18 protein-coding genes are annotated in these 16006 nt (G+C 41.2%); all 18 read left to right on the top strand.

Features of this window, described 5'->3' with window-relative positions; all coding sequences use genetic code 11:
- The first annotated feature begins 8 nt into the window (after positions 1-8).
- The 18 genes from MHH33_RS07240 to minD all read left to right on the top strand — a co-directional run bounded on the left by MHH33_RS07240 (position 9) and on the right by minD (position 15991).
- The gene (locus MHH33_RS07240; RefSeq protein WP_342543378.1) at positions 9-413 is read left to right on the top strand and encodes a hypothetical protein; all 405 of its coding nucleotides are present in this window, start codon (positions 9-11) and stop codon (positions 411-413) included.
- Complete coding sequence (locus tag MHH33_RS07245; RefSeq protein ID WP_342543379.1) at positions 414-1802, top strand: hypothetical protein; 1389 nt, start codon at positions 414-416, stop codon at positions 1800-1802.
- Between the two features lie 15 nt (positions 1803-1817).
- Positions 1818-3467 carry an ATPase, T2SS/T4P/T4SS family gene (locus MHH33_RS07250; protein WP_342543380.1) on the top strand — a complete coding sequence of 550 codons (1650 nt, stop codon included), beginning with the start codon at positions 1818-1820 and terminating at the stop codon, positions 3465-3467.
- Positions 3468-3475: 8 nt separating this feature from the next.
- Complete coding sequence (locus MHH33_RS07255) at positions 3476-4516, top strand: type IV pilus twitching motility protein PilT (RefSeq protein ID WP_016426779.1); 1041 nt, start codon at positions 3476-3478, stop codon at positions 4514-4516.
- A complete protein-coding gene (locus tag MHH33_RS07260; RefSeq protein WP_342543383.1) occupies positions 4516-5727 on the top strand; it encodes a type II secretion system F family protein in 1212 nt (403 codons plus the stop codon). Before MHH33_RS07255 ends, MHH33_RS07260 begins: the two co-directional genes overlap by 1 nt.
- A gap of 127 nt (positions 5728-5854) precedes the next feature.
- Entirely contained in the window at positions 5855-6307 is a 453-nt protein-coding gene (locus MHH33_RS07265; protein ID WP_342543384.1) for a prepilin-type N-terminal cleavage/methylation domain-containing protein, read from the top strand.
- Positions 6308-6374: 67 nt separating this feature from the next.
- Positions 6375-7328: a pilus assembly protein PilM gene (gene pilM, locus MHH33_RS07270; protein ID WP_342543385.1), complete on the top strand. Its 954-nt coding sequence runs from the start codon at positions 6375-6377 to the stop codon at positions 7326-7328.
- A 2-nt stretch (positions 7329-7330) separates the two neighbouring features.
- Entirely contained in the window at positions 7331-8080 is a 750-nt protein-coding gene (locus tag MHH33_RS07275; RefSeq protein WP_342543386.1) for a hypothetical protein, read from the top strand.
- The gene (locus MHH33_RS07280; protein WP_342543387.1) at positions 8073-9011 is read left to right on the top strand and encodes a LysM peptidoglycan-binding domain-containing protein; all 939 of its coding nucleotides are present in this window, start codon (positions 8073-8075) and stop codon (positions 9009-9011) included. Before MHH33_RS07275 ends, MHH33_RS07280 begins: the two co-directional genes overlap by 8 nt.
- 58 nt (positions 9012-9069) lie before the next feature.
- Positions 9070-9825: a prepilin peptidase gene (locus MHH33_RS07285; RefSeq protein ID WP_342543388.1), complete on the top strand. Its 756-nt coding sequence runs from the start codon at positions 9070-9072 to the stop codon at positions 9823-9825.
- A gap of 87 nt (positions 9826-9912) precedes the next feature.
- Entirely contained in the window at positions 9913-10548 is a 636-nt protein-coding gene (locus tag MHH33_RS07290) for a hypothetical protein (protein WP_342543389.1), read from the top strand.
- 95 nt (positions 10549-10643) lie between these two features.
- Entirely contained in the window at positions 10644-11255 is a 612-nt protein-coding gene (locus MHH33_RS07295) for a Maf family protein (protein WP_342543390.1), read from the top strand.
- The gene (gene radC / locus MHH33_RS07300) at positions 11245-11943 is read left to right on the top strand and encodes a DNA repair protein RadC (protein ID WP_342543391.1); all 699 of its coding nucleotides are present in this window, start codon (positions 11245-11247) and stop codon (positions 11941-11943) included. The genes MHH33_RS07295 and radC overlap by 11 nt, the downstream gene beginning before the upstream one ends.
- 94 nt (positions 11944-12037) lie before the next feature.
- A complete protein-coding gene (locus tag MHH33_RS07305; protein WP_016426789.1) occupies positions 12038-13054 on the top strand; it encodes a rod shape-determining protein in 1017 nt (338 codons plus the stop codon).
- Positions 13055-13068: 14 nt separating this feature from the next.
- The gene (gene mreC / locus MHH33_RS07310; RefSeq protein WP_016426790.1) at positions 13069-13974 is read left to right on the top strand and encodes a rod shape-determining protein MreC; all 906 of its coding nucleotides are present in this window, start codon (positions 13069-13071) and stop codon (positions 13972-13974) included.
- Complete coding sequence (mreD, locus tag MHH33_RS07315) at positions 13971-14495, top strand: rod shape-determining protein MreD (protein ID WP_016426791.1); 525 nt, start codon at positions 13971-13973, stop codon at positions 14493-14495. Before mreC ends, mreD begins: the two co-directional genes overlap by 4 nt.
- 25 nt (positions 14496-14520) lie before the next feature.
- Positions 14521-15192, top strand: coding sequence for a septum site-determining protein MinC (gene minC, locus MHH33_RS07320; protein WP_016426792.1), 672 nt, complete (start codon positions 14521-14523; stop codon positions 15190-15192).
- 1 nt (position 15193) lies between these two features.
- Positions 15194-15991, top strand: coding sequence for a septum site-determining protein MinD (gene minD, locus MHH33_RS07325; RefSeq protein ID WP_016426793.1), 798 nt, complete (start codon positions 15194-15196; stop codon positions 15989-15991).
- Positions 15992-16006: the final 15 nt, after the last annotated feature.

The following is a 16006-nucleotide window of genomic DNA, read 5'->3' on the forward strand; positions in this document are numbered from 1 at the left end:
GGTGAAACATGATTAAATTTCTTATTCTTATCTTGGTTGCATTCATCGTGTTTCCAATCGTGATAATATCCGTGAAAAAAGTAGATTTAAAAACTAAGCTAATGTTTCTTTTCGGCGGATTCATCATCGCTCTATTAGGCTTGTTGGCACAATCCAAGCTAAGTCTCTATTATTCTGTTTTGATTATGTTAGGTTTGTTATTTGCAGGTGCCGTAATTATAACGAAACGGTTGGAAAATGAAAAACTTCAAGAAGAAGAATTGCATTTATATGTGCCTAAATCTATTCAAGAAGCGATAGAAAAACCTTCAGAATCCTATGTTGCAGCAACTTCTCCGACACCGAAAGTTCAACCTGTTATTGAATCTCAAGCTGAAGACTGGTTAAAACCTGCAAAAAAGGAGGACCAATAAATGAACAATAAATTATTTGGGACGACTTTTGTAGCGCTACTGGGCTCAACAGTTTTATTTTTCGGTGTAACGCAAGCTGGTACATATGTAATCGATGAAGTTGTTTTCCCATCAAAAGGTTTCGGGGAGCAAACATACATAGGTCCTTACGATGTTTCAAATTTGCCTGAAAACGAGGCTGCGGTAACCGTGCAAACAGGTGTTAAAGGGTGGTACGGCGAAGCGAGTGTCCAAATTAAATTGCAAGATGCAGTCGTTTCTTTCCCGGTGGAAGTTGTACAATTCAATACGGATAGCACGTTAACTAACGCACAAGATGGAGCTAAAAATGAACTGCAATTTGATGTGACGAAAGAATCCGTTGGCACATTCCTGAATCAACAATTTGCTCCAATGGTGTTTAATGATGAAGAAATAGCAATTGTCACGGAAACGATTCGTGAACAATTGGCCGCTGGACGAAAAGATCAAATCATCGATATTACAAGTGCTTTACTGGCAAATTCTACAGTCGAAACTGCAGTTACTAATGTGACATTCAACAATATTGAATCGTCAGTGGGCATTCGTAATTTGATGACAGCGCTAAATGGATACGTAATCAATCCGAAATCTACTTTTTCGATGCTGGAATTTATCGAATCAACGGATTTGGGAAATTTAACGGAACAAGATTTAACCACAGTAGCTTCTATTTTGTATGCATCGGTTTTGCAAACGAATTTTGGGGTGGATGAAAGAAGTATCGGACCGGTTGTTCCTACAACTGTTCCGCTTGGCTTCGAAGCTTCCATTAACCGTGAACTTGGGGTTGATTTTGTATTTACAAACCCGAATGCTACCGGCTTTACAATTAATCTGAACGGAGTGGGGACAGGTCTTAATGCTAACCTCACTGGATTTCCTTTTATTTATCAATACGAAACGACGATCAATGATAAGCAGGAATTTCTACCGAAAACCATTAAACAATATAGTTCATTCGTAGAACCAAATACGGTTCGCGTAAAAACGCAAGGTGAAAATGGCATTCAAGTCGCTGTATTTAAAAACATACGTTCAGACTCTGCCATTATAGAAACGAAAGAAGTATCTAAAGATTTTTATCCACCTGTTCATAAAGTAGAAATTCATCCTTTGACTGTTACGATACCTGCTGCTGGAAGCGGAGATGGTACGGGCACGACAAATGGTTCAGAATCGACGAAAGGTGGTTCAAACGGACAACCTTCTACCGGAGCTGGTACTGGAACAACAGGAGATGAAACTTCTATAGGAGGTTCAACTGATTCTGGGTCAACTAATGATACTGGCAGTAACGCGAATGATGAAAATGATTCGGAACCACAATACGATAAAGGTGGAAATCTTATTCCGCCTAGCAAGTAATAGGGGGAGTGCAACTTGATTCGAAAAAGACTGGGTGACTTACTAGTTGAAAACGGTTTGATTACAGACGACCAACTAACGAATGTGTTGCAAAACAAGCCACGTGAAGAAAAACTTGGGGACGCACTTTTGCAGCAAGGAATTATCACCGAGCAACAACTGCTCGAAGTACTCGAAATTCAACTTGGCATTCCTCAAGTTCAGCTATATCACTACCCATTTGAAGCAAAGTTATTTAACCTGATTCCTAAAGACGTAGCAAAACGCAGTTTGATGGTACCTTTGAAAGTAGAAGGGGACAAACTCTACGTAGCCATGAAAGACCCAATGGATTTCATTACGATGGATGATTTGCGTCTGATTACCGGCTTTCATATCATTCCCGCGATTGCATCTAAGGAAGAGATTTTAAAAATCATCAACAAATATTACGAAGAGGAATCGTTTGACGATTTCTTGGTAGATCAAGCTTCTGCAGTTGATAAACAGGAAGAACTACTTGATATCGATGCACCGGTAGTAAGAATCGTTAATCAGATTTTATCTGCGGCGGTGACTCAGAAAGCGAGTGATATTCACTTTGATCCACAGGAAACTCGATTGTTAGTGCGTTTCCGTATTGACGGAGTGTTGCATGATGAACGGACACTTCCAAAGCTAATGCAGGGAATGGTCACGGCACGTGTGAAAATCATGTCAAAGCTTGATATCACTGAGCATCGTATTCCTCAAGATGGTCGTATTAAAACGAATGTTGATTTTCGTCCAATTGACTTACGTGTCTCTACTCTGCCTACCGTTTATGGCGAAAAAATAGTTATGCGTATTTTGGATTTATCCAATAATTTAACGGATATATCAAAACTCGGCTTCCACGAAAAGAATTATGAGAGATTCATGAAAGAAATAGCCAAACCAAATGGAATTGTCCTTATTTCTGGTCCAACTGGTTCAGGTAAATCTTCAACGTTATATGCAGCGCTCAGCTACCTAAATGATGAACAAGTGAATATCATTACGGTTGAAGATCCTGTTGAATATCAACTCGAAGGGATCAATCAAATTCAAGTGAATTCGAATGTTGGCTTAACATTTGCGGCTGGACTTCGCTCGATTCTCCGTCAAGATCCCGATATCGTCATGGTTGGGGAGATTCGAGATAAAGAGACCGTAGAAATTGCGATTCGGGCTTCTTTAACGGGTCACTTAGTATTAAGTACGATCCATACAAATGACTCAATCGCCTCGATCACTCGATTGATGGATATGGGTGTAGAGCCGTTTTTGGTTACGAGTTCGATTAATGCGGTTGTGGCACAACGTCTTGTACGTAAAGTTTGTCGTGATTGTGCAGAGAAACAGGAGCCTACTATCCGTGAAATTGATATTTTCCAGAAACGTGGACTCGATATACAAACGGTCTCGCGAGGAAAAGGTTGTCCATCATGCGGCATGACAGGTTACCGTGGGCGCATGGCCATTCATGAAGTACTAATCATTGATGACCAAATTAAAAGTGTCATCAACTGCGGTGGTACTGCAGCAGAAATTCGAGAAATTGCCCAAGCCAATGACACCATCTTCTTAATAGACGACGGACTGATGAAAGTAAGAGAAGGCCAAACAACGACAGAAGAAATTCTGCGTGTTGCCCTCCAAGATTAGGTGAGAAAATGAGAGAATCAGTAGATATTTTATTGACCAATGCTTTTCAACAAAAAGCATCGGATATTCATATAACAGTTGGCGTTCCTCCTGTATTTCGTGTGCAAGGAGAACTTGTCAAATTCGGTTCCACTCCAATTACCCCGGAAATGTCGAGGGATATGGCTAAAGCAATTACACCCGATAAGTTATGGGATACGTTTTTGGAGCAAGGTGAGTTGGATTACTCACACGAAGTTGAAAATATAGCGCGTTTTCGTGTGAATGCTTTTCATCAAAAAGGCAAGATTTCGATTGCTTTTAGGACCATTCCGCAAGTCATTCCGACAGTCGAGCAATTGCAAATGCCGAATACGCTGAAGAAATTAGCGGAAACGAAGCAAGGGCTTATTTTGGTAACAGGTCCAACTGGTTCTGGGAAGTCGACTACGTTAGCTGCGATGATCAAACATATGAACACGGATATGAACTTACATATCATTACACTGGAAGATCCGATTGAGTATATGCACGAACATGGAACAAGTATTATTGACCAACGTGAAGTCGGTTTTGATACGAAATCATTCTCGAACGGTCTTCGTGCAGCACTACGTCAAGATCCAGACGTCATTCTCGTAGGGGAAATGCGTGACTTGGAAACCATCAGTATTGCCATAACAGCGGCTGAAACGGGTCACTTAGTTTTGGGTACTTTACATACGTCAAGTGCCGCATCGACGATTGAACGTATTATCGATGTGTTTTCACCAGAACAGCAAGCGCAAGTACGTACTCAGCTTGGTGGCGTGTTGAAAGCGGTAATTAGTCAACGATTAATCAAGACGGCAGATGGCAAAGGTCGTCGAGCGGCTACTGAAATCTTGATTACAAATCCAGCAATTTCTAACTTGATCCGTACAGCGAAAGTACATCAAATTCCGAACGTCATTTTGACGAATCGAGCTGCTGGCATGCACATGATGTCAACTTCCTTAAAAGAGCTAGTAGAGTCCGGCCAAATTACACAAGTAGCGGCACAACCGTACCTTGAAGGGGACGAGCATTAATGGCACGCTTTCAATATGTAGGTCGTGACCGTAAAGCCGTGCGAAAAGGAATTATTCAAGCAGCGAACCAACGTGAGGCAATCGTGAAACTTCGAGACGACGGCATTCGCATCACTGAAATCAAACAAATGGCTGAAACTGCTCTTCAAAAAGATATTGTCATCGGAAATCCCGTCAAGCGCGAACAGTTCATCATGTTTTTGAGACAATTCGCTACGTTAATGCGTGCAGGTGTAACGATAGTTGATTCCGTTGTCATCCTATCTCAACAAGTAGAGTCAAAAGCTTTACGACGTGCACTGGTTGAGATTGCGGATGATTTAAAAAGCGGTAATTCTTTATCTGATGCAGCCCGGAAATTTCCTAGGATTTTTGAACCACTCGTCATCAACCTGTTGCAAGCGGGTGAGTTAACAGGATCAATCGATGAATCATTAGATCGTTTGGCAACTCATTTTGAAAAAGCATATGTGACCCGTCAAAAAGTAGTTTCCGCAATGACTTATCCTATTATTGTTGCTGTTTTGGCGGTAGGGGTCGTTATTTTCCTATTGACGTCAATCGTTCCAATGTTCGTTGAAATGTTTAATGATTTTGGTGGGGAATTGCCACTCATCACCAGATTCGTAATGGGTGCAAGTGATTTTGTACAAAATTATTGGTATATATTGATGGCGATAGTTTCGATATTAGTAGCTGGTTTATGGCTAATGCGAAGAGATGAAAAGGGACGTTACATGCTTGATACATTTTTATTACGTATGCCTATTTTTGGCAACATCTTAAAAAAAGCCGCCCTGGCCAGAATGACACGGACATTAAGTTCGCTGTATTCCAGCTCAGTTCCTATATTAACTGCTTTAACTATGGTTGAGCGTGTAGTTGGTAACGAAGTAATAGGGAAAGTGATTCTTAAATCTCGAGACGGGCTAGAAAGAGGAGAGTCGATGACAGGACCAATGATGAGTCATTGGGCATTCCCGCCATTGATTCCCCACATGATTTCTATTGGAGAACAAACTGGCGCTCTTGATCACATGCTAGAGCGGGTAGCTGAATTCTATGAAAAAGAAGTCGACGCGGAAACTGATAAGCTCAAAGCATTGATTGAACCTTTGATGATTGTCTTATTAGCAGGACTTGTAGGCACCATTGTTTTGGCAATCTTATTACCAATGTTTGGTCTATTTGAGAATGTAGATAATATGTAAAAAATTCAAAAAAATATAATAAAATGAGCATAAAGTCTATTTGTCTATATATTTCGACATATAAAGGTGCTATCATGAAATTGTACTGGGACAAGTACCATTTTATAGAAATAGGGAGGCTTACAGGATGAGAAAATTCATTCAAAACAAATTAAAAGAACAAAAAGGTTTAACGTTAATCGAGCTTTTAGCAGTAATCGTTATTCTAGCGATTGTTGCAGCAATTGCGATTCCGGCAATTGGTAATATTATTGAAAATAGTCGTAATGGCGCGGTTAAATCGGATTATCAAAATGCATTAGCTGCAGCTAATGTTTATTTTACAGAAAATCCTAAAGGGGAAACTCCAGCAAATGCAACAGCAACTGTAAAGGTAGGAACATTACTCTCACAATCTTACTTGGATGATAAAGGATCACTTTCTTCGGATGTAGTTATAACTAAAGTAGCAGGTGGTAATACCATTTCAGGGGCTACAGAAGATACGAAATATGAAATCAAAGCTGCTACTCCACAAACAAACGCGGAATTATCAAAAATTAAAAATGCTGATTTTAAAGGTACTGATATTAAGAAGTAGCACCAATAACTTGATGTTAAGATTTAAAAAATATCGTTCGATATATCATTAATTCGGAGCTGATCCCATGAATTTCACACCTTCGTTCCTAAACAAACGCTCACGCGTGGCGACGGTTACAATTGAAGAAGATGCGATCCGAATGGTGGAAGTGAAGTCAACGTCTCCTTTGCATGTAGTTTGTGCAGAGGAGCGTTCTTTGCCTTCTGGCGTTGTAACGGATGGCAAAATTGTGGACGCAGATACGCTGGTGTCTATTTTAGGCGAGGCTGTGGAAGAATGGAAACTTTCCCGCAAATCCGTTCGGTTCTTAGCACCAGACGAATATGTGATTATCCGCAAACTATCATATCCTCCCGATGTTCGAAGGGATGAGTTGAAAGGCCACTTCTTTATTGAAATTGGTTCGACACTTTATTTACCTTTCGAAGACCCCGTATTTGATGTGGTCCCTTACACTGCATCAACTGATACAAAAGAAGCGATATTGATTGCTTCAAAAGAAAGTATTTTAAATACATATGAAGACGCTTTTGAAGACGTCAAAATGAAACCGATTGTGGCCGATATTGGACCACTGGCCCTGTATCGTTTGGCATATGCCCAATATACCTATTCCGGTGAAGAACATATTCTACTATTGGATGTCAAAAACGATAACTATACTGTTTCGATTTTTCATCAACATTTCCCATTATTCATGCGACCTGTTGAAGTAAATGAACCTGATGAGTCGAATTTCTTCAGTGGAGCACAAACATCAAAGATGGACTCACTTCTATCTGAAGTCTCAAAGCTCATCAATTTCTATCGCTACAATATGAACCAAGGAAATGAAGGCATCACACATATTTTGCTTAACGGTGAAATGGATAATTGGGAAGAACTATTGCGACAAATGGAACTCCGGTTCGAAGTTCATACTTCCACAGTTGTTCGCGAAAAGATTTATATGGAAGATGGAAAAGCCATCCCGATACGCTTTAATCGAGCACTCGGACTTGCGTTGAAAGAGGTGTAAGGATGTTAGTCGATATTAATTTACTTTCCGAAAAAGAACGGGATCGTCCCGCCTTTGTCGTGGCTGCCATCTTACTGATTATCATCGGCCTATTCGGAGGGCTCGTTTTTTATTTCCTAGGAAATTCTTATGAGACCAAGGGGCAAGTTCTGAGTGCCCAAAGTGTAGAAGTTGCCAGTCAGCAAGCTGCCATTCAAGAACAGATGCTGACAACCGAAGCATTGAACGATACTCAAAAGCTGCAAAAAACCGTTGATTGGGCAGAAGCTTACCAATATGATACTTTGCCGTTACTTCGGGAACTTACTTCACTTCTTCCTGAACGAGGATTTTTCATGAACTTTTCGTTTACTTCACCAAGTGAAGCACTAGTTGACGTTCAATTTGATACATCACGTGAAGCAGCATTTTATTTAACCCAGTTAAAAGCATCTGAGATGATTACTGCCGTTAGCTTATCAACCCTTACATATCAACCGTTGGAAGAAGCAGAGGAAGAAGAAACTGATGACACTGCGACAGCAGTTGAACCTGTTATGCCCCGTTATTTGGCTTCATACTTAATCACTTTTTTAGATACACGTATGCCAGCTGAAGGGACTGCGGTACCAGTGGATCCGAATGCACCTCCAGTTGAAGGGGAAACCCCAACAGAAGGCGGAACGCAAGCGGAAGAACAGCCAGTAGAACCGCCTGTGACTGAAACGCAACCTCCTGCAGACGATGCGCAAGGAGATGATGTAAATGAGTAGTCTGACACGTAAACAAAAAGAAGTCGGCCTGATCGTCCTATCCAGTTTGTTTTGTATAGCAATTCTTGCCTATTCATATTTCACATTCTACTCTCCCAAAAAAGAGAGTTTTGCTGTCTCTGAAACGACGCTCACAACGGATAGACAAGTATTGTTTGCGCTGGAACAGCAACTGGCTGATCAGCCTGAAATTCCAGTGGTCAGTTCGCTTGAATTGCAAAAGAAAGTTCCAGTTGATCCATTATCTGAACTTGTTTTATTACAAATTGAGAAAGCGGAAGTTCTCTCACAGTCACTTGTTCAATCTGTGAGTTTTACAGAAGGACCAGTTGTCATTGAATCCCCTCCAGAAGGGGTTGAGACACTTCAGGAACTTCTTGTGAGTTTGTCGATTGAAACGCCTACCTACACGACATTGGAGACTTTCATCGATGAACTTGAAAAGTTGGATCGCATATTAATCGTTGATTCGATTCAGTTCAGCTCTTCTGGTGAAGTGACAACCGTTGGACAAGAGGATGAGAAATTACAACTGACGCTGACATTCTCTGCATTTTATCGACCAGACCTAACCGAACTACTCGAAGAAGGTCCTAAAGTCGATACGCCACCTCCAGCAGAAAAAGGGAATCCGCTTCCTGCGAACAATGGTGTTGTTACTGGAGAAGTAGAGTCGAGTAAAGATGAAACTGCACTGGTGGAAGGTCAGATTATCGAGAACATTGAAACGGATGAAGAAGCAACTTCCGATTCAGACACGGTATCCAGTAATTTTGAATCTCAAACGTACACTGTTCAACCTGGCGATTCATTATACTCTATTTCTATTGAATACTATGGAGATCGATCAGGCGAACAGAAAATCAAACAAGCAAACGGTTTACATTCAAACAAAATCGTAGCAAATTCAACACTAGTCATTCCAAAATAAGAAACAAAAACTGGAGAGCGTACGTTGCCTCCAGTTTTTGTGTGATTGAGAGGTAAGTATGGACATTCTATATACAACATTATTTTTCATATACGGACTTATTTTTGGCTCTTTCTACAATGTCGTCGGATTGCGTTTACCGAAAAATGAATCGATTGTGTCGCCGCCGTCGCACTGCACGATTTGCGATCGACGTTTGACGATCAAAGATTTGGTTCCGGTATTTTCATTTGTTTTCCTGAAAGGGAAATGTCGGGGATGCGGGACAAAAATCAATTGGATTTACCCCGTGATGGAACTTGTGACGGGAGGTTTGTTTGCCTTCGCATTCTATCAACTAGGTTTCTCGTGGGAATTGATTGTTGCAATTTTGTTTATATCGATGCTCGTCATCATCACGGTATCAGATCTTGCTTATATGCTTATCCCAGATAAAGTCCTGTTGTTCTTTGGCGTTTTATTGATTATTGCGCGGATTTTATCTCCACTAGAGCCTTGGTGGGACAGCATCATAGGTGCTGCAGGAGGGTTTGGAATCTTGTTACTGATTGCGATCTTGTCGAAAGGCGGAATGGGTGGTGGCGATATTAAATTGTTCGCGGTCATCGGTCTTGTGCTTGGGATGATTCCAACTTTGTTGACATTGTTCCTGGCCGCATTTATTGGTGCAATCGTTGGCGTTATACACTTGCGCCGCTCAAAACAAGGGCGCAAAACGCCAGTGCCTTTTGGACCTTCGATTGCACTCGCAGCCATCGTTGTCTATTTTTATGGGAAACAAATACTCGATTGGTATATAAATTTGTTAGTTTAACTCGAAAACTTTTTTGGACAAGCCGACACCGGTCTTGTCTTTTTTTATTGCTCAAATGGTAGCGTTAAAGAAAAACGGGGTGATCAATTGCGTCTTTCAAAAACGTTCTCAAAGTTTTCATACACATTGGCAATCATACATGGTTTTCTTATCGGAGCTGTTTCGATTGGCATATTCGCAATCTTTATTCAGTGGCAGGATAATTCGAAAGCTGAGACTCCTGAGACATCCGCAACGACTGACAAACCAGAACAAGTCGAGGTGACTGCACCGCCAAATACGACAACACCGACTCAATTTTATGCGAAGCAACACGGTGTATTTACCACAGCCGACGGGGCTACTGCCTTGCTTCAATCAAATCCAGCAATGAAATCCGCAGCCATTGTCATCACGGATGGAAAATATTTTGTGTGGTCCGCAGCAAGCACCGTGGAAAGTGAAGTGAAAGTGGAAGGCAGCACGGAGTCTTTCGTGAAACCATTCCGGATCAATTCGGCAGCATGTACCGAACAAGCCATGCAAAAATTGCCTGTTTTCCTTGCGAATCCAGACCCGGCAAAATTTAATTTTGCGGACACTGGAAATAAGGGTGCCAAACCAAAAGACTGGGACTCTAACATTGCTGCTATATCAACACTTTCAAAGGAATTAAACGTCATTAGAGTTCAATTGTTATCGCATTATTTTGCTCAAAATGATTGCTTGAAAATTGAATTATAAGCCCTTTTATTTGGTCAAAATGAAATTATTGCCCTTTATACACATTTTTCAACTTCGACATCATTCTGTATGATGTCAAAAAGGAGCTGATTTCATTGGAATTCAAAACAACAAAACCGTTAATTTTAGCATCTGCTTCACCGAGGAGAAAAGAGTTATTATCACTGCTTGGGGTACCCTTTGAAGTGAAAACAGTGGAGATAGATGAGGAGGACATTTTCGGATGCTCGCCTGCCGAACTCGTTTGCAACATTGCGATGGAAAAAGGACTGGCCGTCGCTGAATACAATCAGCACGCAATCGTCATCAGTGCCGATACCATGGTATTTCTTGATGATGAGGCACTTGGGAAGCCTAAAAATGCAGAGATGGCGAAACTGTATTTGCGGAGATTATCCGGTAGGACACATACGGTTATTACGGGAGTATCCATCTATTTTGAAGGAATTTGCAATGTGTTTTTTGAAGAGACAAAAGTCACTTTTTATAAATTAACGGACGAATGGATTAACAGTTATGTGGCAAGTGGCGATTGCTACGACAAGGCAGGGGCTTATGGTATCCAAACAGCAGGTACTTTGATGGTGGAACATATTAACGGAGACTACAATAATGTTGTGGGTTTACCTATTGCGGAAGTGTATCGAGAACTTATGAATTTAGAACTACTTGAGATGAAATCTGCTGGAGTACAATATGATAACTGAAGTAAAACCGACACTGATGATTCGTGACGTCCATGCTTCCGATCGCCCACGTGAAAGACTGATAAACCAAGGTGCAGCCGCGTTATCGAACCAAGAATTGATTGCCATTTTACTAAGGACGGGTACCAAACAGGAATCCGTCCTTCATTTGGCGAATCGAGTGTTGACGTTCTTTGAACAACTGCATGAATTGAAAAATGCAACCATCGAAGAAATCATGTCCGTTAAAGGGATTGGAGAAGCGAAAGCGGTTCAGCTGCTTGCTGCAGTAGAACTTGGTAGAAGGCTATCTTTACAACAAACAGATGAGAAATTCACCGTTCGTTCTCCGAAAGACGCTGCAACATTCTTAATGACGGATATGACATCTTTAAAGCAAGAAAATTTTGTCTGTCTTTTCATGAATGTTAAGAATCAAGTGATACACAAACAAACCATTTTTATCGGCAGTTTAAATGCTAGTATCGTACACCCCAGGGAGATATTCAGAGAGGCAGTGAAACGTTCAGCTGCCTCGATTATCTGTGCCCATAACCATCCGTCAGGTAACCCGTCCCCTTCACCCGAAGACATAGAAGTAACGAAGCGAATACAGGAAGCCGGGCGCATTATGGGCATCGAATTGCTCGACCATGTCATTATCGGTGATCATCAATTTATCAGTTTGAAGGAAAAGGGTTACATGTGACACTGTGATTTTCTCCTTTTATCCGTTATAATCAAATTTATGGTTTAAACTAAGCTAAGATTAACTGGCTAAGGATAGAAAGGAAGAACATAACGTGTTTGGATTTGGAGCAAAAGATGTCGGGATTGACCTAGGCACAGCAAATACTTTGGTATTTATTAAAGGAAAAGGAATCGTTTTACGCGAACCTTCAGTAGTTGCAAGAAATACAAATAATGGCGATATCGTTGCAGTAGGTAACGATGCTAAAAATATGATTGGTCGTACACCGGGTTCAATCGTGGCTATCCGCCCGATGAAAGATGGCGTAATTGCAGATTTTGATATTACGACTTCAATGATTCAATACTATTTAAAAGAAGCGATGAAAGCTTCTGGTGGTACGTGGAAAAAACCTAACGTCATGATTTGTGTGCCATACGGGATTACTTCGGTAGAACGTCGTGCAGTGATTGATGCAGCTCGTCAAGCGGGTGCTCGTGATGCTGTGACAATCGAAGAACCATTTGCAGCGGCAATCGGTTCGAACTTGCCAGTATGGGAACCAACAGGCAGTATGGTCGTTGATATCGGTGGAGGAACAACTGAAGTTGCAGTTATTTCACTTGGTGGTATCGTAACAAGCGAATCGGTACGTGTTGCAGGAGACGCGATGGATCATGCGATTACAAGTTACATTCGTAAAATGTACAACTTGACGATCGGTGAACGTACGGCTGAAGCAATTAAAATGGAAATCGGTTCTGCTAGAGTAATAGACAATGTCGAGAAAATGGAAATTCGTGGTCGTGACTTAGTTACAGGTCTTCCTAAAACTATCGAAATTTCTTCTGAAGAAATTGCAGAAGCACTTCGTGAGTCGATTTCAGCTATAATCGACGGTGTGAAAAAGACATTGGAACAAACTCCACCAGAATTATCTGCTGACGTAATGGAACGTGGAATCGTCTTAACTGGCGGTGGCGCATTACTGAAAAACTTGGACAAAGTGATTAGTGATGAGACAAGCATGCCTGTGTTCATTGCAGAAAATCCATTGGATTGCGTCGCAATTGGTACGGGAATGGCGCTAGATCATTTGAACATGATTCGCCAAAATTCTAAACACTAAGGAGGACCGTTCCAATGCCACATTTTTTTTCGAATAAGCGTTTGATTTTGCTGCTTGTCGGGGTGATTTTTCTTGTGGCATTGATCAGCTTCTCTCTCAGAGATCGCGATAATGCGTCGTTACCTGAACAGATTATTAAGGATGTCGTTGGTTTTGGGCAATCAATTTTCTCAAAACCAACACAGTACATAACGGGTGTTTTCGATAGTGTCGATGCTTTGTTAAATACGTACGATGAAAATAAACGTTTGAAAAGTCGTTTGGAAGAATTTGCAAAATTGCAAGCGGACGTCAACGATTTAGCATCCGAGAATACGAGACTTCGAGAAATCGTAGACAAGCAGGACGATCTCAGGGACTATGAACCGATTCAGGCAACTGTTATCGCGAGAAATCCTGATCAGTGGGAAGAAAAAGTAATTCTTGATAAAGGGGAAGTCCATGGAGTTGAAAAAAACATGGCCATCCTTACAGCACAAGGGTTGATTGGGAAAGTTGTTCTGACAACTCCATTCACTTCAACTGTAGAACTATTATCCACTCAAAATCCTAACTATCGCGTATCTGCGATGGTAATGGGTGAAAAAGAAGTATTCGGTTTAATAGAAGGATACGATGATGAACGAAAAGAACTTATTTTAAAACGAATCGATTCCAATATTAAAATTAAAAAAGGTCAGAAAATCATGTCATCTGGACTAGGCGGGATTTTCCCGAAAGGTATATTAATCGGGGAAATTACAGAAGTCTCGACAGACGATTTCGGACTGACGAAAATGGCATATATCAAGCCAGCGGCAGATTTTGCACTACTTGATCATGTCATGATTGCGAAACGAACGATGACAACAGTAAAAAATGGTGCAGACGGCGATAACAGTGCGACGGATGAGACTTCAAAAGATGAGGACGCCTCATGAAGCGATTGATTATTCCAGCCATTGCCGTCGTGCTGTTTTATCTTGAACCTGTGTTCGGATTATTTTCTCCCCTCGATATTAGTGGGGAGTATCGTTTTTTAATCCCTCGATTTCTCATCATGTATTTAATATTCATTTCCATCTACTATAGTCGCAATCGCGCGATGTTGTATGCATTACTTTTTGGGCTCTTGTATGATGTGTTTTTCATTGATATTATTGGATTGTACTCTTTCTTATATCCATTAATTTGTTTAATTGCTAGTTTTATCGTGAAATTCATTCACCAGCATCTGATTGTGACAACGGCTTTGTCACTTGTATTGGTAGCAGGTCTTGAATTCGTGCTTTATCAATTCTTTTCATTGATCGGGTTAACAGACATTTCGCTTGCTGTATTTGTACGCGAACGATTAATTCCCACAATGATTGCAAATTCAATTTTCTTAGTGGTGCTCGGCTGGGCATTTAAATACGTAATCAATGCACGTTTGTTGCAACGGTTAAATCAGCCAAATTGATTCTACGCGCGAGGTGACGCATTTGATGACGAAAAAGCAACTAGTCTACATAAAAGGAACTAAAGACGGTCTAGTGCTTCGGCTTGATGATCAATGCGCATATGCCGAACTGGTGGAAGAACTAAAACGTAAAGTATCGGACGAAGGCATCGATGGACAAGCGGAAGTCTTGCTGCAGCTTGGCAATCGCTTTTGTTCAGAAGAACAGACCAAAGAACTCATAGCGAGCGTGCACACGTCACCACATTTACGTGTTTCACGAGTGCAGAGTGATGTCATTTCAATTGAAGAAAGCAACCGTCGAATTCTAGAGCGTCAATCCGAAACGTTTGTCGGCATCGTTCGTTCTGGACAAATTGTTCGGGCAGAAGGTGACTTGGTCGTTGTGGGAGATGTGAACCCGAATGGCAAAGTCATCGCCGGAGGAAATATTTTTGTTCTCGGTCGTTTGAAGGGAATTGCCCATGCAGGGGCGAATGGTAATAAAGAAGCAGTTATTGCTGCGTCTTGGTTGGAAGCAACCCATCTGATGATTCATGAAGCACTAGAAATCATGACAGATGAACTAACCATTCTTTCGGAACAACCAGAAATGGAATGTGCATACTTACATGCAAATGGCTTCATCGCCATTGATAGATTGCAAGAACTGCGTTTATTAAGACCGCAATTATCTACATTTAAAGGAGGAAGCTAATGTGGGAGAAGCTATAGTAATTACTTCAGGTAAGGGAGGCGTTGGTAAAACAACGACTACTGCTAACCTCGGGACTGCATTGGCACTTCAAGGTAAGAAAGTTTGTTTAATCGACACCGATATCGGCTTACGAAACCTTGACGTTGTACTTGGTTTAGAAAACCGTATCATTTATGATCTGGTTGACGTAATTGAAGGCCGATGTAAAGTACATCAAGCTTTAGTAAAAGATAAACGTTTTGAAGATAAATTATTCCTGTTGCCAGCAGCACAAACGACTGATAAAAACGCCATTAATCCTGAACAAATGAAAGAACTTGTGACGGAATTAAAACGCGATTACGATTATGTCGTCATTGACTGTCCAGCAGGGATTGAACAAGGTTACAAAAACGCAGTGGCAGGAGCTGACCGTGCGATCGTTGTCACAACACCTGAAATTTCAGCTGTACGTGATGCGGATCGTATCATCGGCTTGCTAGAGCAAGAAGATATTGCACCGCCAAAATTAATCATTAACCGCATTCGTCAACATTTGATGAAATCTGGCGATGCACTGGATGTCAACGAAATCACGACGCACCTATCCATCGACTTGCTAGGTATCATCATGGATGACGAAAATGTCATCACCTCTTCAAATAAAGGGGAGCCTATTGTCATGGACCCAACAAACCGTGCAGCACTTGGCTACCGCAACATTGCCCGCCGTATTCTAGGCGAATCTGTTCCATTGATGTCATTGGAACAAGAGCGTAAAGGCATGTTCTCCAAAATCAAATCCATTTTTGCAAAATAATTTATCTGAATCCCC

Source organism: Paenisporosarcina sp. FSL H8-0542, from assembly GCF_038632915.1.
Classification (GTDB): Bacteria; Bacillota; Bacilli; order Bacillales_A; family Planococcaceae; genus Paenisporosarcina.